We start from the raw sequence: 21,553 nt of genomic DNA, 5'->3' as shown, positions 1-21,553 counted from the left end.
TGGTTAACTCAAACCAACCGATTCAGCATTTACATTAAATTTATTCTGAAGATCACAAAGTCGACTGCATGGCAGCCGACTTTGTTTTATTTTACCCTGGCTGCGCCTTTTGTGTAAGGCTGCTTTCAAAAGTTTTGAATAAGGTGAAAATTGTTCAAAATAATATTGACCCCATGAGACCTATCTACATTGTTGTCCTTTTGCTTGCTCTGTCGTCATCAGCCACCGGACAATCTTCCCTTTCCATTCCCCAGATTATGCAGGGGCAAGATTTCACGGGCTACTGGCCGTCCAGCCCATGGTGGTCAGAAGACGGTAAGACGATCTACTTCGACTGGAATCCTGACAAGAATCCGAGCGATTCACTATATAAGTACGTCGTAGGCTCCAATGGCCCCGTGAAGGTAACTCCGAAGGAGAGACGGGCTCTTCCGTCCAGACGAGGCACGTACAATAAGGCAATGACCAAAAAGCTGTACGAAAAAGGTGGGGACGTATTTGTTCTGGATCTGAAGAGTGGAGCAACTACTCAGGTGACTAATACAGCAGGTAGGGAGTCGGATGCTTATTTTGGCCCGGATGAAAAAACCATCCATTTTACCTTCGATAACAACCTGCTCTCCTGGGACATTTCAACGGGCGTTATCACCCAACTTACCAACTTTAAAGAGGGCTCTGCAAAGAAGCCCAAAAAACTATCGGAACAAGATGAATGGCTAAAAAATGATCAGCTGGGGCTTTCGCAGATTGTGAAGCAGCGCCATGACGAAGATGAACTGGAAAAAGAAATCCGAAAGGCAGATCAACCAGGCAGACCAAAGGAAATTTACCTTGAGGGCAAAAGTGTGTCGGGTATTCTAATGAGTCCTGATGGCAAAGTCATTTCTTATGTTCTTTCTAAATCGGCGGACAATACCCACAATACCATGGTGCCTGAGTTTGTAGCTGAATCAGGCTACACGGAACCAATCAATACGAGAACAAAAGTGGGCTCCGAGTTATCCAAAAGGGAAGTTTGGATGTTTACGCCTGCCACAGGAAAGGTGATGCAGGTGAAAACCAATGATTTACCGGGGATCAAAGACAAGCCCGATTTTTACGCCGACTATCCAAAGCTTGATACGATGAAGGCTTTCGAAAGAGAAGTGTTCAGCTTTGGCCCTTTCTGGTCTGACGACGGGTCGAAGGCAATGATGGTGTATCGGTCGGTCGACAACAAAGACCGGTGGATCACCCTGTTGAACCCTGAAGACGGATCGAATACATTACTGGATAGGCAAAGGGATGAGGCCTGGGTAGGCGGCCCCGGCGTGGGTTGGTCAATGTATTCTCCTGGTGACATTGGCTGGTTGCCTGACAACAAAAGGATTTGGTTTCAGTCGGAAGAAACTGGGTTCTCACATTTGTACGTACTGGATGTAGATAGCAAAAGCAAAAAGGCTTTAACGGCTGGAGAATATGAGGTGTACGATGTAAGCTTATCCAAAGACAAGAAGTCGTGGTATTTCAGCAGCAATGAGGGAGACTTCGGACAAAGGCACTTTTACAAATTGCCGTTGGAAGGAGGCAAGGCCGTGAAAATTACATCACAGGTGGGAAGCAACGATGTTACACTGTCACCGGACGAGAAGAACCTGGCCATGTTGTTTTCAACAGCCAACAAACCCTGGGAGTTGTTCCTGATGCCGAACAAGCCGGGGGCAGCGATGAAGAAAATTACCTCTTCAACTACGCCCGAATTTGATGCATATAGCTGGAGAACACCCGAGTTCACTACGTTCACCGCCAGGGATGGCACTGAAGTGCCGACGAGGCTTTATAAACCAGAGAACCCAACCCCCAATGGCCCGGCTGTTGTTTTTGTGCACGGAGCTGGCTACCTGCAGAATGCGCACAAATGGTGGAGCAGCTATTACCGTGAGTACATGTTCCACAACTTTCTGGTAGACAATGGATACACAGTGCTCGACATTGACTACCGGGCCAGTGCAGGCTACGGCCGTGACTGGCGAACTGCCATTTACCGGTTTATGGGGGGGTGGGATTTGTCCGACAATGTGGATGGGGCTAAGTTTCTGGTAGAGAAACACAGCGTGAGCAAAGACAAGATCGGCGTTTATGGCGGTTCCTATGGAGGCTTTATTACGCTGATGGCATTATTTACCGAGCCCGATGTTTTTGCGGCTGGTGCCGGCCTGCGGTCAGTTACCGACTGGGCTCACTATAACCACGGCTATACGTCTAATATCCTGAACACACCTGTGCTGGATAGCATTGCCTATCGCAAGTCGTCACCGATTTATTATGCAGAAAACCTGAAAAAGCCATTGCTTATTGCACATGGCATGGTCGACACCAATGTACACTTTCAGGATGTTGTTCGGCTGTCGCAAAGGTTGATTGAGTTAGGCAAAAAGGATTGGGAAATGGCTTTATATCCGGTGGAAAACCACGGCTTTGTGGAGGCTTCCAGCTGGGTCGACGAGTATCGGAGAATTTACGAGCTATTCGAGAAAAATCTGAAAAAGTAGTTTTTCAGAAGGGAAAAATAATGGGGATCAGGATGCTGGCTACTATCCAGAACACCAGGGAAAGTGGCCAGCCTACTCTGAAGTAATCGGTAAATTTGTAGCCGCCAGCACTATATACCATGGTATTGGTTTGGTAGCCAACTGGGGTCATGAAGCTGGCGGATGCAGCAAAGGTGACAGCCATTAAAAAAGGCGTGGGGCTCAGGTCAAGCGATTGCGCAGTTACGATGGCAATAGGGGCTAAAAGTGCTGCGGTGGCATTGTTGGACATCATTTCGGTCAATAGTGCGGTAACCAGATAAAGACCCGACACAATGGCAATTGGTCCAAATTCGCCCAGCGAATCAATGAGCGAGCCAGCAATGATGGCAGCGAGGCCACTTTTTTGCATGGCCACTCCAAGGCTGAGGGCACCAGCCAGCAGAAAGACCACTTTCCATTCAATGGCCTGGTATACCTCCTTCATCGTGATTGATTTAGAGACCACAAGTATGGCGGTGCCGGCAATCGCTCCAATCATTATATTGACGAGATTAAAAGCCGCCAGAAACACAATGGCGCCAATAATTGTCAGCACAAAAAGGAACCGTTTCTTTTTAAAGTCCATCACACCCTCTTCTGAAAGGATAAGGAAAGGGCTTTCGTGATGCGTCTCCTGCTTTTTGAGCTCAGTCAGGTGGTGGGTTTTTATTTCTGCAAGGATAACGTCTCCAGCCTTTAACGCTACCTCATGCAAGTGTTCGTGGAGCACCTCTTCACGGTGGCGAATCGCCAAGGGAACAGCACGGTAGCTTCGCCGAAAGTCGATTTCTCTAAGAGTTTTTCCCTCAAAACTAGATTGAGAAGTAATGACCAACTCCACCAGCGTCATACCCTGGTTGTTGAGGGCTTCTTCACCAATACTTACGGCAGATTGCGATTGAATCTTTACCAGGTCTTTCAGCCCTTTGATCTTCTCAACATTGCACCGCACCTTTAGCACATCGCCCGACAGCAAAACCATATCGCCGGGGGGCAGCCCATATTTTTGCCCATTGCGCCGCACCTCAAGGATATCCATTTCAAGCTCTTTTACTATTGGGCTATCCATGATACGCTGGCCAGTGAAAGCCCCATCTTCTTTTAACTCTATTTCAGTAAGGAAGTCCCGGAAAGAAACACTGCTTTTGAATCCTTCGGCCACCGATCGGTCGGGAAGAAGTTTTATCCCAATGAAAGCGATATACAACGTGCCAATCACAAGAAAGATCAGACCAAGGGGAGACATTTCGAACATACCAAACTCGGGCAGTCCGTTTTTCATCGCCACACCTGAGACTACGATATTTGTAGACGTACCTATTAGGGAGCAAACGCCACCAAAGATGGAAGCGAAGGAGATAGGAATGAGCAGCTTGGAGGGACTTATGTTGCTGGTGTGGGCGATCTGCACGGCAACGGGGATAAATACTGCCACAACTGGCGTATTGTTTACAAAAGCCGAAGTGAACCCGACAAAGAGCACGAGGCTGATCATCCCAAAAAGGTAATTCGATTTGAACAGGCCGGCAAGCTTGGGTGTCATCAGCTGAAGCGCACCTGTCTTGAGCAGAGCGGCACTGAGAACAAACATGAAAGCCACGGTAATGGTGGCTGGGTTGGCAAAGCCAGCCACCCCTTCTTCAGGGCTGATAATACCCAGAAGAACCAGTGAAGACAATATGAGTAGCGCAACAACGTCGATTGAGAAGAATTCCGTCACGAATAGCAGCACTGCCACTACTATCACGCCTAATACCAACCATGCATCTAGCCCCATATTTTCCGAATAAGCGGGCAAATATTATAAAATCTATAAACTATACCAAATTAGTAGACTTTAGGACAAAGAAAAAAATCACTTTTGAACCGATTCCTTTCCGATGATGGAAGCCAGGGTGTTTTGCTTCAGTATCTGAACGGTCTCATTTCTAACAGCCATAAATACATCCCGGATACCACAAGTTTCTTCGTCTTTACACTCCTCGCAGCGTTCATAGTATTTGTAAGTAACGCAGGGAAGTAGCGCAATAGGGCCGTCAAGCAAACGCATAACATCAGCCACATTCACTTCTTCGGGGGGTTTAATGAGGTAGTATCCACCGCCTTTGCCCTTTTTACTGGCGAGTATGCCTGCATTTTTCAGATCAAGAAGAATGGCCTCAAGAAACTTTTGAGGGATGTTTTCTTGCTCGGAGATGTAACTAATTAGCACTGGGCCCTGCTCGAATTTTTTGGCCAGGTGAACCAGCGCATTAAGTGCATACTTGGTTTTCTTTGAAATCATTAACAGCGACTGAGTTGACAGCGAAACAAATATAACTATATAAATAGAACCCGAAGAAAATGGTGTGTGGGATTCCATTCCTAAAAAACTAATTGGTGCCACAGTGATACTTCCTTAGCTTCTCAAAAAAAATCCCATGAAGAGGAGAGTCGTTTTGCTGCTGTTGGTTTTCAGTTTTGGAAGTGGCTTTTTTATTGCCTCCAGGCATTCGTTTTCCAGGAAAGATATAGGCTCGGCACAAAAGCTTATCGGTTTGCAATTTAGCAAAGGCGATGTGGACACTATGTTCAGCTATCTGGAAAGGAACCTAACGGGTTATGAAGCGATGAGAAACCTTCGGTTGCCCGAGACAGTTGTGCCGCCTCTCCTTTTTACCACCAATCATCGGGTGGGCTCGAAAGAGCAGCACAAAAAAATCGATTGGTCTGTGGAAGCCAATCCGGATGCAGTTTCTGAAGAGGAGTTGGCTTTTTTAAGCGTGGAACAACTGGCTGCGCTAATCAAAGCAAAAAAGGTTTCTTCAGTTGAGCTGACTCAGTTATTTCTCAGTAGGATTAAACAATATGACCCAACACTGCTGGCAGTGATAACCGTCACTGAGGAGCTGGCATTGACGCAAGCCAGGAAAATGGATCAGGAGCTGGCGGGGGGTAAATACCGCGGCCCGTTGCATGGAATACCCTACGGCATAAAGGATTTGTTTGCTGTGCAGGGTTACCCCACCACCTGGGGTTCAAAGCCGTACGAGCATCAGATACTAGATTATAATGCTACAGTAGTAACAAAGCTTGAGGAGGCTGGGGCCGTACTGGTAGCAAAGCTCACGTCTGGTGCTCTCGCCCGGGGTGACGTGTGGTTTGGCGGGCAAACAAAAAATCCCTGGGACACCACGCAGGGAGCCAGCGGTTCCTCAGCTGGAGTGGGGTCGGCAGTGGCTGCCGGGCTTGTACCATTTGGTATTGGTACGGAAACACTAGGCTCCATTGTTAGCCCGTCGTCCCGTTGTGGCGTGACCGGGCTGCGGCCCACTTTTGGAAGGGTAAGCCGGTACGGCTGCATGAGTCTGAGCTGGAGTATGGACAAGCCAGGGCCAATTACAAAAACGGCTATGGATTGCGCCATCGTGCTGGAGGCCATTATGGGGCCTGACGGCCTCGATCTTACCGTCGACGACGTCCAGCTTTTACACCCAGCGGCGCTCTCGGCCAAATCGCTGCGAGTGGGCTATTTGAAGGGCATGATGGAGAACGACAGCACAGAGCTGGGAAAAAATGCGATTGCCATACTCAATAGACTAATGGAGGCAGGTTATGAAATGCAGGAGATTGAATTGCCAGCTGAGGATTCAATTCCCTACAGTTCTTTTGACGTGATTCTTAGGGCGGAGGCTGGTGCTTTTTTTGACGAGCTGGTGAGAAGCCATGATGTTGATAAGATGGTAGAACAGACGGGCGGCTCCAGAGCTAACTCACTGAGACAATCAAGGTTTATACCAGCCGTGGAATACCTTCAGGCGCATAGGCACAGGCAGGTGTTGATGGATAAGATGGATGAGACACTTGCGGGAATTGACATTTTAATTTCGCCCACATTCAGTCGCCAGTTGCTGATAACAAATCTTACCGGGCACCCGGCGTTGGCTTTTCCAACTGGCTTCGATGACAAGAAGAGACCGACAAGCCTTACCCTGGTTGGTCATTTATTTGAAGAGGACAAGCTGGTTGCCTTTGGGTCAGAAATTCAGGGGTTGACGGATTTTCACCTTCAGCATCCGCCTATGTTCAAATAAAAACCCATCTGCCGCAGACAGAAGGGTTCGCAATTTCGGATAAGGAATATTTCTTATTCGCCGACCATTATAAATGCTCCCCAGAAATAAGGCTCTGGATATTTTTCCTTCAACGACTTTTGCGCATTAATAAAGGAGGCATGTTTATCTCCTGTCTTTAGCCAATTTTCATAAAAGTGAGTCATGAGCTCTTGCGTGGCGTCGTCATCCACCGTCCACATCGACATGATCATACTTTTGGCACCCGCCACTCTAAAAGCCCTCTGGAGGCCGTAGACGCCTTCTCCATTTTGCACCTCGCCCAACCCCGTTTCGCACGCAGACAGCACCACCAACTCAGTACCATCAAGGTTGAGGTTCATCGCTTCGTAGGCGGTCAGAATCCCGTCATCTTCTGTCATTTCGCCGGTCGCCAGAAAACTATTGGCGCCCGCAAACACGAGACCTGACTTAAGAAGTGGGTTCTCAATATACTTAGTATCAATAGCTTCTTCAGGCTTGGGATCCTCAAGAAAAAACCCGTGCGTGGCTACATGCAAAGTACGGGGATATCTAACATTCTTAAGTGATGTCTCGATAGCATTGTCTCCCAGAACAATTTCCGAAGAAGTTTTGCTCGACGTGTAAAGGGCGTTGATTTTTTCCACCTCCACTTTTGTTCCCGGGAGAAGCGCAAGCAGGTCGTCACTGTTTATATAGCGATTGAGATTACCCCGGATTCCTCGTGGCAGGCCTCTGGAGGCTCCTCTTGTTAGACCACGGCTAACAGCTTCTTCGCCATCTGTGCCTCTCGACCCCCGTGTTCCACGAGTACCTCTGGTTCCCCGCACACCCCTACTATCTGCACCGCCTTCAGCGGCATCCGCAACGACGCTGGAAGCAATGGCTTCTTCAGCTTTGATGTCTTCGAAGGCACCTTTGTTGTAGTTGGGGTACCCTATGAGCACCGCTTTGCCGTCCTTAGTTTGAAAGGCTGAGACTTTTCTTTCCTCCACCAGGTCTTTGGTATTGGTTACTACCTGAATCTCTATTTCGTCGAGAGTGTAATTGCCAGTGTCAGGGTTTCGCAAGGTGTAGATGCTGATTTGATTAAAGGCTCCATCAGGAGACAAATACACCTTTTTGACACCTTCTAGTTTGTTAGCGATGGGCTTCCAGAATAGCCCGTATGAAAAGTCTTCTTCAATTTTGTAGCGAATGGCGTTTCTATAGTTGGCCAGGTAGCGGTCTTCCATTTGGTTGCCGTTTCTTATGATTACCAAATCAGGGTTGTCCTTTGTGTCGTTGCGAACAACTAACGCCGCATAGTATATATTGTCAGTGAAAATGCCGCTTGAGTCAGGCTTGAATTCTCTAAAACGGATAATTTCTACGGCCGCTTCTCCAGGTTTAAGCTTGTCTCGTACATTTTGCCAGGTGTAGTCCTTTTTCACGAAAGTATTGGAGAAGGCCGCCGAAGCGGTACTTAGCTCTCTTTCCAGGGCATTGGCAATGCTGGACAGTGAATCAATTTTTCGATTTCTGATGTCTAGCTCCTCATCATTGGAAGAGTATAATTTTGCAATCTTTTCCTTTTGGCTTATCCAATCCTGGTATTTGTTGATGACGACAGTGTCACCGCTGTTAAGGATGCTTTCACGCACTTTGTTGGTGGCGTATAAAATCAAGCCTTTCGTAGCCAGCTGAATATTGTACATATCGCCAATAAGGGCTGGGTTGTCTTTGAACCTGTCAATGGCAAAAGAATTAAACTCTTCAAAGGCAGTTCTTAACTTGGTATAGTAGAACGTAGCTTTTTCGTCTTCGCTAAGGATGGGGAAATAAGCGTTGATCTGGGTGAAGAAGTTATCAAATGTCTCTTTGTAGAAGGCTTCAGCACCTTTTGAGTCTTTTTGAGCCCACTTGAGGATGGCTAGCTTATTCGTCGTTTCTGCGTATTTTGGGTGAGTGGCACCCAGCGCTCTTTTCCTTATTCTTAAAGATTCGCTGTAGTACTTATCCGCCTCGCTATAGTTTTCTCTTTTGAACTGGAGGTTACCCATGTTGTGTACACTATTGGCATAGTCTGGGTGGCCTTCTCCTAACACGGCTTTATCAGTGGCCAGTACTTCAGTCATTGTGCCAAGAGCCTTTTCCAACTGGCCATCGTTGATATAAGCAAGTGCCAGGTTGGCCTGAGTGTAGGAGTAGTCGAAGCTTTCAGTACCCATAACGTCGCCAATAATTTGCATTGCCTTTTCATATGCTTCGATGGACTTGGCGTGATTCCCCATATAATTGTAGACAGACCCAAGGGCATCAAGAGAATAGGCATACAAAGGAGACTCCGTCCCATACAGTGTTGAATCTATTTTTAGCGCTTGTGTGAAGTAGTTAACGGCTTCATCGTAAAGGCCCATTCTGAATTTAACGGTGCCTGTATAGTTATAGATAAGACTTTTTACCTGCTCGTTTTCTCCCTGGAGCCTGTTTAGAATTGAGTTGGCCGTTGTAAGCGTTTCTTCAGCTTCTGAATAGCGGCCTGCTGACTGATAGAGATAACTTAAGCTACTTAATGCAACAACGTAATCAACCGAGGCGGTTCCAACGCTATTTTCCAGCAATTCCAGCGCTTGCTCGAAAGTCCTTTCTGATTTGGAATATTCTCCGGTGGCGGTGTATAAAATAGCCAGATTGGTGACTACTGAAGGATAATTGGGATTGTCACGATCAATATCTCTCATTAGTTTTCTGAGGGTGGTTTCGCTGTCTTTGTAGCGGCCCATGCTCTTGTAGAGGTCAGCCAGGTTTTTCACAGTCCTTGCGTATTCCTCGCTTTTATTACCGTAGGTCTTTTTGTCTTCCTCCGCCAGCTCTAAAAACAGCTTTTCTGACTCCTGATAGTCGCCAAGCCCCATGGCATAGAAAGCCAGGTTGAACAACAAACCCCCATAATTGTATTCTGATTTATCCTGAATAGATTGTCGTAGGGCATATTCCTTTTTGTAGTAATCATAGGCCTTCATGGGGTCGCCCTCCACATCGTATGACTCACCCAAAAACGAGTAAACCAGGGCCGTAAGGGTGTCTTTTTTAGGCTCGGAGAACTTCAGAAGATCGGCTTCGAGATCAAGAATAGTAGGGTAATCATAGTCATCGTACGCTTTTTTAGCCTTTTCGAAAGTTTTCTTAAAACTTTTGTTGTCGAACTTATACTGGCCCCAAGCAGGCAGAAATGTTGATGCCAGAAAAAAAATAAGAAAGCCTTTAAAAATCAAAATGTGGGTCTTCATGAACCGTCAGATTTAGGTTGATTGCTTTAACCGAACAAGTTACAACATAGAAATATAATAATCCCAGAAAAAAATTGGATTTCTCTAATTTCTCTGTGTTGAAATGTAATTCTAAGGTTCCGATGGATGAGTTTGTTGTTTGGTCTAACACAGCCGACAGAACCGTTAAAAATATTTTAGTAGAATTATACACGTCTGTTTAGCTTAAGTTAAATTTTGACATTATGTTTATGGACGAAGCGTAATAGGGCTTTCGCTGCTATTGTGTCGTTCGAACTATTCGATGTTGCCAGCTGCCTTTTTATAAAGACGTTTTTCGCTCATTTTTCAGACTGAAAATAGGCTGGCGTCAACATTTCCTACACTTTTACTTTTGTTTTTGGGCGTGCTATGTCACTGTTGAAATCTCTTTGTCTTCATATCAGCATACTGATATGAGCTTGCACTCTTTTATCTTCTTTTTCACCGATTTTTGCTCGGCAGCTTTTTCGGTCAGCCGGAGAGAACCTCCTTGTTTGTTGGATACTATGCCAACCGCCATTTTTCAACAACCGGTGCCACTTCCAATCGTAGGAGGTGGGTTTTTACCATTCAAATGTCAACAGCAAACCAGGAGTTTATTGCAGGTGAAATCATTTCTATAAAAATATCTAGTACCCAACCGCTAACCGAATATGAAAATCCGAACAGCTTTTTTACTGAAATGCCCGAAGGTTCCTTTTGTGCTTTTCTTGCTGCTTATGTCATTTGGTCATTTACACTATGCTCAGGTCATAAAGCTTGAGAATGCCAGTGCCTATGGAACGGCCGCTTTTGAATTTGGACAAGCTATCGCCATTCACAATGGAACCAACAATGTGTATACTACTGGAAGGTTCTTTGGTACGGTAGATTTTGACCCCAGCGGGTCTGTATTTAATCTAACTTCGGTAGGTGATGGTGATATTTTTGTTTTGAAGCAGGACGAGGCAGGGAACTTCCTGTGGGCCATCAACATAGGCGGATCCGATTTGGATACGCCAGGAGATATTGCCGTAGATGCTAGCGGCAATTTTTATATAACAGGGTGGTTTAGAGATATTGTTGATTTTGATCCGGGCGTTGGGACAACCAACCTTACGGCAGCAGTTGGTGGAGGAGATGTGTTTGTAGCCAAGTACGATGCAAATGGGGATTTAGTTTGGGCAAAAAGCATGCTAAGTGACGGTCTTAGCACTGATTCCGGGGCAGCCATCGCTGTTGACGGCTCCGGCAACGTTTATACTGCGGGTTCTTTCGACGGCACCACAGATTTTGATCCGGGTGTTGGTGATGCAAGCGTCGTTGCGCAAGACTATGATTCTTTCTTCAGCAAGCTCGATGCAAATGGTGATTTTGTTTGGGTAAAAACAATAGGTGGGTCGCTACTTTCTACCATTGTATCCGACATGACCATAGATGCCTCAGGAAATATTTATGCGGTGGGTACTACTAATGGAGTCATTGATTTGGATCCGGGCATAGGCACTTCCAATATGGCTTTTTCAGGCACGACTGCCACTTTTTTGTTGAAGCTTGATGCGGCTGGTGTATTTCAGTGGGGTAACTCAATGGTGAGTGACGACGTCTTAGGCATTACGGGCCTGGCTATTGGGTTGGACGCCTCCGACCAAGTATATACGGTCGGGTATTTTGCTGGCGTTGCTGATTTCGACCCGACTAATGGCCCGGTAAATGTTACAGCAACAGGTTCTGCTCTAGATGCCTACATTAGTAAGCATGATGATTTGGGAGGTTTTTTATGGGGTAGGACTTTTAGCGGAACCATAGAGACAACTGCAAACTCGCTTGTAGTGAGTGGCCTGGGAGATGTTACCGTTGCCGGTTATTTTGACGGCACAACGGATTTTGACCCCTCAGTAGCGACCCAAAATATTACGTCAGCCGGGTCTTACGATATATTTATAGTCCAGCTTGATCCAACAGGTGACATAGTATCGTTTGCTGAAAACATTGGTTCCAGTACTTCCGAGCAACCTGAGGACATAGCCATTGACGGCGGCGGCAGAATTTACTTAACGGGCCTTTTCGACGGAACTACTGACCTTGACCCAAATGCTGGGGTATCCAATTTTATTTCAGCAGGAAGCGGAGATATATTCATTGCGAGCTATTCCGAATACAAGCCGTTCATTACTACCTGGCAAACCACAGGCACTAGCGAAACTATAACCATACCGACCACCGGAGCCAGTATCGGCTATAGTTACAGCGTCACCTGGGAGGAAGTAGGAAATGAGGTGTCAAATAACGGCTCAGCAGGACCATTTAATGACGGAAACCAGCCTCATAGTTTTGTGTTGCCAACTGCCGGCCTCTATCGGGTGTATATCGCCGGGGATTTTCCGGCAATCTATTTCGACAGTTCAGGCGACCGTTTGAAAATACAGTCTATTGAGCAGTGGGGAGATATTGCATGGGCGGATATGAATGCGGCTTTTGCCGGGTGCAACAATCTTATATACAATGCAATAGATGCTCCTGATCTTTCCAATGTGTTGGACATGAGTTCCATGTTTAGCTATGCGGGTTCATTTGATGGGGACTTGAGTAGCTGGGATGTAAGCAATGTTGAAAACATGCGTTCCATGTTTGAAGGAACCGACTCCTTCAATGGAAACATTACCAACTGGCAAGTTGGAGCTGTTACGGACATGTATTCGATGTTCTCCTATGCGATATCTTTTAATCAGGATATTGGAGGATGGGACGTAGGCCTGGTGGAAGATATGGCATATATGTTTTCTGGAGCGTCTTCTTTTGATATCGATATCTCCGGTTGGCAAGTGGGAAACGTCACAAATATGTTCCACATGTTCGAGGATGCGACCATTTTTAATCAGGATATTGGCGGTTGGGATGTGAGTCAAGTCTTCGAAATGCGGAGCATGTTCTCCAATGCGACTGCTTTTGATCAGAACCTTGGGGCGTGGGACATTGGCAGTCTAAATTCAACTTCCGGCGACAACATGCTCGACAACAGTGGTCTTTCCAAAGCCAATTACGATGCTTTGTTGGTAGGTTGGGCAGATGACAACGGAGCTACGGAAAATATTCCAACAGGATTAACACTTGGGGTAGCTGGCCTTACCTATTGCTCATCAGCAGCCGACCGGCAAGTATTAATAACAAACTACTCATGGACGTTTGTCGGAGATACTGAGGATTGCCCCTCTGAGCATTGCGCTTCCGCAGCAACTGATGCCGCTGACTCTAAGATAGTAGCATTTTCCATGGGGGGTGTTAGCACAACCAACGCCCTCTCCTGCGAAACATATACTGACTATAGCTCAGAAATTATTTTAGTGGCGCCCGAATCTGTGAATGCCTTCTCACTTGATGTAGGCACTTGTGGCGGTGACTATGATAAGATAGCCAAAATTTTTGTAGACTGGAACAACGACTTTGTTTTTTCACCTGGCGAGTTGGTATACACGTCGACGGTTAGCCTGTCGCCGACCAATTTTAGTGACGACATCACGGTGCCCATAGACGCAGCGACCAATGCACTGCTTAAGTTGCGCATAGTGCTGATGGAGACGACGGTTGCCGGAGACGTGCAGGCTTGCGGCCCGTACGACTATGGCGAAACTGAGGACTACTCAATCTATGTGTCCGACGCCACCACCAATGCAGGTGTCACCGCTATCACATCGCCACTTACCGCACCTACCGGCGACTATCAGGTAAAGGCCAGAATCACCAATGTCGGTCAGGATCCTATTCAGAACTTCACTGTTAGTTATGAAATCAATCCGGGGGCAATAACCGAAGTAGAAACGTTTACCGGCACGATCAACCCGTTGCAAACTCAAGAGTATGCCTTTACCAACCTGGCCAACCTGGCAAGTGTTGGAACGTATCAGCTTGCCGTAAGCTTGGCACTTGCTGGAGATGAAGTTCCCGCAGACGATGTTTTCAACGCTGACATTGAAATAATTGAGCCGATCGCCGCCTTTCCCTATTTTGAAAGCTTTGAAAGTGGAGATGGTGGTTGGATGGTGGGGGGATCGAACCCTTCTTGGGGTAGCGGATTCCCCAGCGGTTCGGTAATTAATGATGCAGCAGATGGCGCACAGGTTTTTACAACTAGCCTTGAATCAAGCTATAATGAAAATGAAGACAGCTATATTGAAAGCCCGTTTTTTGACGTTTCAGGCCTTACGAATCCGACCTTCCGCTTTTCGCTGATCTACGACATGAATTTCAATGCTGGTGATGGGCTCGAAACCTTTGACTATGCTAATGATATTGCCTACATAGAATATTCATCGACGGATGGTCTTTGGCATGTGCTGGGCCAGGCCAGCGACCCCAACTGGTACAACGTCAGTAGTGACCCTCCGGCAGGAACAGTGTCTGGCACCGATGGCTGGTCCGACGGCTCTGGAGGCTGGCAGGAGTACAGCTATAACCTAAGTACGATTAATCTTACCGGCCCAGTGAGGTTTAGGGTTCGTTTTGTGACGAATGAGACAAGTGAAACCAGTTATGACGGGGTGGGTTTTGACAAAGTCTATCTCTACGATGACGTACCCTCTTCCTTAATCGTAACTTCCACCGCTGATGCTGGCCCTGGCACTTTGCGTCAGGCGATTTTGGATGCCAGCACGGTTTCTGTTGATACTATCAGATTCAATCTGCCCGCCAGCTCAGAGATCACCGTGCTTTCTACCCTGGATATAGGGACCAAGCAGCTGGTGATCAACGGATACGAGGTTGATAATCTTGTCATAAATGGTTCCGGGGATGTAGACCAGGGCAGTGGTGTGTTTGGTGTGAGGCTCTTCAACGCTACCGCCCCTCTTACACTCAGCCACCTCGGCTTCACCAACGTGAATTATACCAACCCTCTAATCGACGGAAATATCGGCGCTTTGCTAACTATCAAAGAAGACCTCAATATTGAGCATTGTTCGTTCTTTGGGAACACTATGGTGGGCCAGCCGATGTTTCATCTGATGGATGAATTTTTTGGAGCAGGGCCGCAAGTATTGGTCAATGAGTCAAGCTTTACAGGCAACAGCCTCACTGGTGCCAGCGGAACCATATTCAATATTTTGGGAGATTGCCAGGTTTTGGTTGACAATAGTGTTTTCGACGGGAACGTAACCGACTTTGATGGAGGGGCGATATATGCTGAAAAGGGATTCATTTCTACAGAAAATACGACCTTTGAAGCGAACGAAGCCTACCTTGGAGGAGCTGTTGCCGGAGCTAGCAGCACAGTCTATCTTGTGTTTAGCAACTCTACCTTTAACGATAATGGTGCCAATAGCGGCGGGGCGATAAGCTACTCGGGAAATGCGTTGGTGACAATTAGTCGGAGTACAATATCCGGTAATTCAGCATTGAACTACGGAGGCGGCATTGAAGTTACCGCTGGATCGATAAACATTTATTCTTCGACGATCACACTGAATCAAGCGGATTTTGATAGTGACGCAACAGGCAGAGCTGGAGGTATATACAACAATTCTTTAAGTGATGTATCTCTTTATAATACGATTTTGGCAGGGAACCTTGATACTAACTACCCCGATGGAGAAGGTTCATTCTCATCCAGTGACTACAATTTAATTGGCGACAACTCTGGAATGACATTTACTCCACTTGGCAATGACTTAGTAGGAAATAGTGGTACCCCCATAGATGCCTTGCTTGAACCGCTTGCAGATAATGGCGGACCAACTTTAACACACCTCCCTGGGGTGGGGAGCCCGGCTATTGACGCTGGTTCGCCGGCTGAGAGCAGTGAGTATGACCAAAGAGGAGCACCAAGGTTTGACGGCAATCCTGACATCGGTTCAGTGGAAGCAGGGTCACGGGTGCCAACTGTTATTTATGTGAACGCTACAGCGTCAGGTCTTGATGATGGCACCTCCTGGGCCGATGCCTTTGTCGACTTGCAGGATGCCCTGGCTTTTGCTATCAGCGGCGACCAGATATGGCTGGCCAATGGGGTGTATCTGCCTGACGGGGCCGATGCTGGTAATACGTCTCTTTCTTTTGTGATTGCACAAAATGACCTGGAGATTTTTGGTGGTTTTGATGCGACTGAAACAGACCTTTCACAACGATTTGCTGACCCGGCACAAACTGTTTTGAGTGGCGATTTAAATGGTGATGACGATTTCAATTTCACCAATATGGCTGATAATTCGAACAACGTGCTTATTGTAAGCAATGTGCAAGGGGTTTTCCTTGATGGGTTCACGATAAGTGGCGGTAATGCCACCACCTCTGGAGGAGGTATTTATTCCTCCAATACGGACTTGAGCCTGAATAACATGGTGGTTGAATATAACCAGGCCGGGACTAGTGGAGGTGGCGTCTATATAACAAGCGGAGAAGTTACTTTTCTCAAGACCCATTTTCAGAATAATAACGCCACGGTAGGCGGAGGGGTCTATCTGGACGCATCGGAGCCCTTTATCTACAGGTCTATTTTTCAGTACAATTCAGCTGTTCAGGGGGCCGGGCTTTACCTGAGTAGCTCTAACCTGACTAACCAGACGCCTGGATATTACAATAAATTCATCGGGAATAGCCAAAATGGAGTAACGGGAGGGGGGCTTTACCTCAGTGAAAGTTATTATGAAGCATTTCAAAATTTGTTCGCAGGTAATTTCGCTTATGACAATGGTGGTGCGGCGCATGCGGATTATCTTTCCACATTCATTTCTGTCAACTCAACTATTGTCGACAATTCATCTAACGACGGATCAGGCGGTTTGAGCTTTGACGATGGAGCTTATGTTGAAATACAAAACACCATCTTTTGGGGCAATACCTCAGTAGCAGCACCAGAGGGGAGTCAACCAAGCATTAGGGATGGGGGATCATTTACGGTTGAAAATTCCATTGTAGAGTTTTGGGACCCGCTTGTCTATAGCGACGTTTCGGACTATGATGTATTCGGCACCGATCCTAATTTTGTAGATGGGCCTGGTGGCGATTATGGACTTTTGTCAGGGTCGTCCGCCATTGATCTAGGCAACAATCTTTTATTGAACAATTCCGTCAACATCGACTTTCTTGATGAAGACGGGGATGGAAACTTTACCGAAAAGCTTCCTAATGACTTGGCCAATAACCCGAGGTACACAGGGCTTAGTGTAGACCTTGGTGCTTTTGAATTTCAGGCAGGGTTCGGGCAGTTACAGGTGGTGGCGGCAAACGGAGAAATACCAACGGGTACTGTTTCCTATCCCGACACCGATGTGGTTGTGGCAGGATTGAGTGTCAGCCTCACTGACGCTGCCGATCTGGATGGGCTAGCCTTTACCACCAACGTTGACCTGTCGGCAAGCCTGGGTAACTATAGGCTCTACCATTCTACTGATGCTTTGTTCGGCACCACCGGTGACAATACCCTGATTGGCAGTAGTCCTTTTTTCTCTATGACTGATTTGGAGTTTGCCTCTATGGCGTACGGTTTAGCAATAGGTACTCACTATATTTTCCTGGTAGCAGATGCAGAACCAGAGGCCAACCCTACCCAGCCGGGTATTCAATTCAGCACAGATAATTTTGGTATTGATGTAAGCTCGGTAACGGTTGAGGCATTTAGCTACAGCGGCCCAAGTATTACCTTTGATGCTGATCCGTTATTTACGGCGACCCTTCAAAATGCGACTGGCAGTGAGGTGAATGTTTCGGCAGGAACGTCAGATATTACTTTGATGGAGCTTCTCGTAGCTGCTGATCCTTATGGAGAAGTAACCGGGTTGAAGGTCAACTTCTCATCGGATCCGGACACCTACCTGGAGAACTACCGATTAGTTATTTCACTGGACAACAGCCTTGCTACTTTGATTGACAATGACACATACAATTCCTCTTCACTTACAGCTGGTTCAGTAGAATTTTCACCGCTTTTCGGGGGGATCTACACCGCAGGCAGGTACTACTTCCTGATGGCCGATGTGGCAACCGGGGCAGGAATTACGCCTTCTCCCATTACCTTTTCTGTGGATGACGCCAGTTTCACTGCAACATTTGGAACGGTGACCGGCATTGATGTTTCGAGTGATCCGTTGTCGGTTGGAGATATTGTGGCCCCGGCCACTCCCACAGCCTTGAGCCTAAGCCTTGCTGCTGCCAATGAAGTAGATGGAAGCTTCGTAGGGAGTGGAGCTTCTGGCTATTTGGTGATCAGACGCCCTGCACTAGCTGTAGCTTACAGCCCAGTTGACGGCACAGAGTTAACGGCTGGCAGCAACCCATTAGTTGATAACCACGTGATAGCTGTGGGCCCAACTACTGTCTTTACAGACGCCGGTCTTGCCAACCAAACAGATTACACCTACGACGTGTATGCCTACAATGGCAGTGGGGCTGGCATTGTATACAGCACGACCGCATTGACCGGCAACATTACTACACTTTCGGCAACTCCGGTCACCCCCACAGCCTTGAACCTAAGCCTTGCAGCTGCCAATGAGGTAAATGGGAGCTTTACAGGTTCTGGAGCCTTGGGCTATTTAGTGATCAGGCGTCCTACGGCAGCGGTAGCTTACAGCCCGGTTACCGGCACAGAGCTCACGGAAGGCAGTAACCCTTCTGCCGACAATACGGTGATAATGGTTGGCGCTGGCACCACGTTTACCGATAGTGGGCTGTCTTTCGAGACGGATTATACCTACGATGTATTTGGATACAATGGCGGCGGCAGCGGAATAGTGTATAGCGTTAACCCGTTGACCGGGAACATCCAAACTGGGGCAGAAGCGTTGCTTGCTACTGAACCGCTGAGCCAGCCCACAGCGCTTGTCCTAAGCCTGGAACCGGGCCGGCAGATGAGCGGTAACTTTACTGCGGCTGCTGACGGAGCGGAGGGGTATCTTGTGCTTCGGTACTATACGCCGACGTCTCGTACTGTACCTGAAGATGGGACGGAATATGCGGCAGGAGACAGTTATACCGACCAGTACGTGGTGTATGCGGGATCAGACACAAGTTTCACTGATGACTTGTCTGGTGTAGAGCTGGGAACGGTGGTGGATTACGATGTATACGCCTACAATGGCACTGGAGCAGCCATCAATTACCTGACGACAGAACCATTGACAGACAGCAGAACGCTGGAAGAAAGTTTAAGCGTAATTGCATCAGAGGCCACAGGTGTCACCACCTACAGCTTCCTGGCGAGTTGGGACTCTGTGGCCAGCGTTAGTGGTTATTTGCTTGAAGTAGCGACCGACGAATTGTTTGCCAGTCAGCTGACGGGCTTCAACCCCTCGGTTACGACAGACACCAGTGCAACAGTTAGTGGGTTGTACCACGCAACCGACTACTTTTATAGAGTTCGAGGTTACACTGCAACAGACACCACTGCCTACAGCAATACGATAACAACGAAAACACTCCATTCAGCAGAACTAACGTCTGACTCGACAGCGCTGGTTAAAATCTACGATGAAATGGGAGGTGCAGGCTGGAGTAGTTCAGGGAACTGGAAGGTAAGCCAGGTGAGAGGCTGGGCAGGCGTAGCAGTAACAAATAGCCGGGTGACGGCCCTCAACCTTGCCTCTAATAATGTGACGGGCGCCTTCCCAATACTGACAGGCACCGAGCTGAATGCACTACAGCAGCTGGACCTGGCCAATAACCAGGTCACTCTGGTGCCCGCCAACACTAACCTGGCAGCACTGCAAGTATTGGATCTGTCTTCCAATCAACTGGACTTTGGTTCCTTGGAGCAGTTTGCAGGGGTAACGACGTTTAGCTACTCACCGCAGGGCGATATTTTCGCAGCTACTAACCTGCTTCAGGAAAGAGGCGAGTCATTGACACTTGATCGCACCAGCCCTGGCGCATCGAACCTTTATCAGTGGTATAAAAACGGAACATCCATCGACGGAGCCACCGCAGCGGCGTATACAATCGCCTTTCCCACATTTGCTGAAGAAGGGAGCTACGCCGTCGAAGTACGCAATAGCCTGCTACCCAACCTTACGTTGAACACATTGCCTATTACACTTCGGGTAAGCTCATTGGAACGAGACAGGCTGGTACTGACCGAGCTTTATACCCTAACGGCTGGCGATAGCTGGACAAACAAAACCAATTGGAACACGGCTGACATCACTAGCTGGTTTGGCATCACCGTCGAGAACGACCGTGTTACAGGTATTACCCTTCCGTCGAACAACCTTGCTGGTGATGTGCCCGCTCGTCTGGGCGACATGAGGAGACTTACAGTGATTGATTTGAATGACAATGAGATAAGCAGCTTGCCAGCACTAACCAACATCATACAGCTCAACACCCTTGACGTTAGAAACAACCGGCTTCAGTTCGACGACCTTGAGCCTAACATAGGGATAGCGAGTATGACCTATGCACCTCAGAAGTTGACCGGCCAGGCCAGAGACGAAAAGATAGCAGTGAACACGGAAGTAACAGTAGAGGTGCCAGTTGGTGGGACGGCCAATAGCTACCAGTGGTATCGCAATGGATCATCGATAGCAGCAGGAACCAGCAGCACCTATCAGCTAGGACCAATAAGGTATGAGAATATGGGAAGCTACGAGCTGGAGATAACCAATAGCAAAGTAGCTGGCCTCAGTTTGCGAAGCGAAGTACAAAGAGTCCTTGCTACTGCCGCCATTACAGGCACGACAACAGACCTGAACGAATTAAGAGTTAGCGGCGTAACAGGTGCATTGTTAGGAGTAAAAGAAGGAGCTTATGATACGACAGGTTTATACACCAGCAGCGACAATGGCGTGTTTACAATCAACAGTGTGATATTGGGAGACTATCTGCTGTACGGAGAGCAGGACAAACAAGTATACATCCCGAGCTACTACCGGAGCACGATCGACTGGGTGTTCGCTGATCTGATCCAACTAAGAGACAACGTCGGTGACCTGGCGTTAACGCTGGTTAACGTACCGAGGGAGTTGACCCCGGCGGATGGAGACAACACGTTCAAAGGTCTTTTTGAATCGGACTTTGGGGACACTGGGGGCAGGGTTCTTGACCGAAAGCGAGTGCAGGGAGCGGGGGTGAGTGTGAGCCGTTCCCGGTTCAGGGCGAAAGACAACGAAGATGAGTATGAGCTGATCGCCTATGTTCAAACCGATGAAACGGGTCAGTTTGAGATGAACAACTTGCCCGACGGGGACTATCGTGTCAACATACAGTATCCGGGTATCCCGATGGACCCGACCTCATTTGTGGACTTCCAGTTGGGGGGCGGCACAGGTGTTGAGCAGAACAGCATCCGGATCAATGCGTTGGCTACTCCTACCAGCATTGTGGTGACCAAGGTGGAAGAGACGGGTATCTATTTGGACTACTTCAAAGGGCTGACGGCGTACCCGAACCCGGCTGCCGACTATATCACGATAAGGTATGAGAAGCTTGTAAAGGGCAGTGTTGAAGCAGAGTTGATCGACATGACGGGGCAGACGTTGCAGAAAGCCAGTCTAATCAAAGGTCAGAATGAAGGCCTGACTTTAGATGTAACCAAGATAAGAAACGGGATGTATATTCTCAGGTTCCACGACCTTGAAAACAACGGAGTCAACATCACCTCATTTAAAATCTGGATTAGTAAGTAGAAGTCTTCAACCCGCTTCATTATCAACACGATAACATCACCAAT

6 protein-coding genes are annotated in these 21,553 nt (G+C 47.6%); 3 read left to right on the top strand and 3 right to left on the bottom strand.

The window, feature by feature from the left end:
• Positions 1-173 precede the first annotated feature (173 nt).
• A complete protein-coding gene (locus RIG68_RS13605; RefSeq protein WP_350123078.1) occupies positions 174-2,531 on the top strand; it encodes a prolyl oligopeptidase family serine peptidase in 2,358 nt (785 codons plus the stop codon).
• Positions 2,532-2,535: 4 nt separating this feature from the next.
• Here RIG68_RS13605 and RIG68_RS13600 read toward each other — a convergent pair whose 3' ends face one another.
• Positions 2,536-4,329, bottom strand: a complete 1,794-nt coding sequence (locus RIG68_RS13600; RefSeq protein WP_350123075.1) for an SLC13 family permease — start codon at positions 4,327-4,329, stop codon at positions 2,536-2,538.
• Between the two features lie 78 nt (positions 4,330-4,407).
• Positions 4,408-4,836: an RrF2 family transcriptional regulator gene (locus RIG68_RS13595; protein WP_152001506.1), complete on the bottom strand. Its 429-nt coding sequence runs from the start codon at positions 4,834-4,836 to the stop codon at positions 4,408-4,410.
• A 136-nt stretch (positions 4,837-4,972) separates the two neighbouring features.
• On the opposite strand from RIG68_RS13595, the gene RIG68_RS13590 reads away from it, so the two are divergent.
• Positions 4,973-6,625, top strand: a complete 1,653-nt coding sequence (locus RIG68_RS13590; RefSeq protein WP_350123072.1) for an amidase — start codon at positions 4,973-4,975, stop codon at positions 6,623-6,625.
• 53 nt (positions 6,626-6,678) lie between these two features.
• Here the strand turns inward: RIG68_RS13590 and RIG68_RS13585 are convergent, their stop codons facing one another.
• On the bottom strand, positions 6,679-9,897 hold the full coding sequence (locus RIG68_RS13585) for a CHAT domain-containing protein (RefSeq protein WP_350123069.1): 3,219 nt from the start codon (positions 9,895-9,897) through the stop codon (positions 6,679-6,681).
• 674 nt (positions 9,898-10,571) lie between these two features.
• On the opposite strand from RIG68_RS13585, the gene RIG68_RS13580 reads away from it, so the two are divergent.
• Entirely contained in the window at positions 10,572-21,509 is a 10,938-nt protein-coding gene (locus RIG68_RS13580; RefSeq protein ID WP_350123066.1) for a BspA family leucine-rich repeat surface protein, read from the top strand.
• Positions 21,510-21,553: the final 44 nt, after the last annotated feature.

The sequence above is a fragment of the Imperialibacter sp. genome (assembly GCF_040222385.1).
Taxonomy (GTDB): Bacteria; Bacteroidota; Bacteroidia; order Cytophagales; family Cyclobacteriaceae; genus Imperialibacter.
This window is presented reverse-complemented; position numbering and strand designations above follow the sequence as displayed.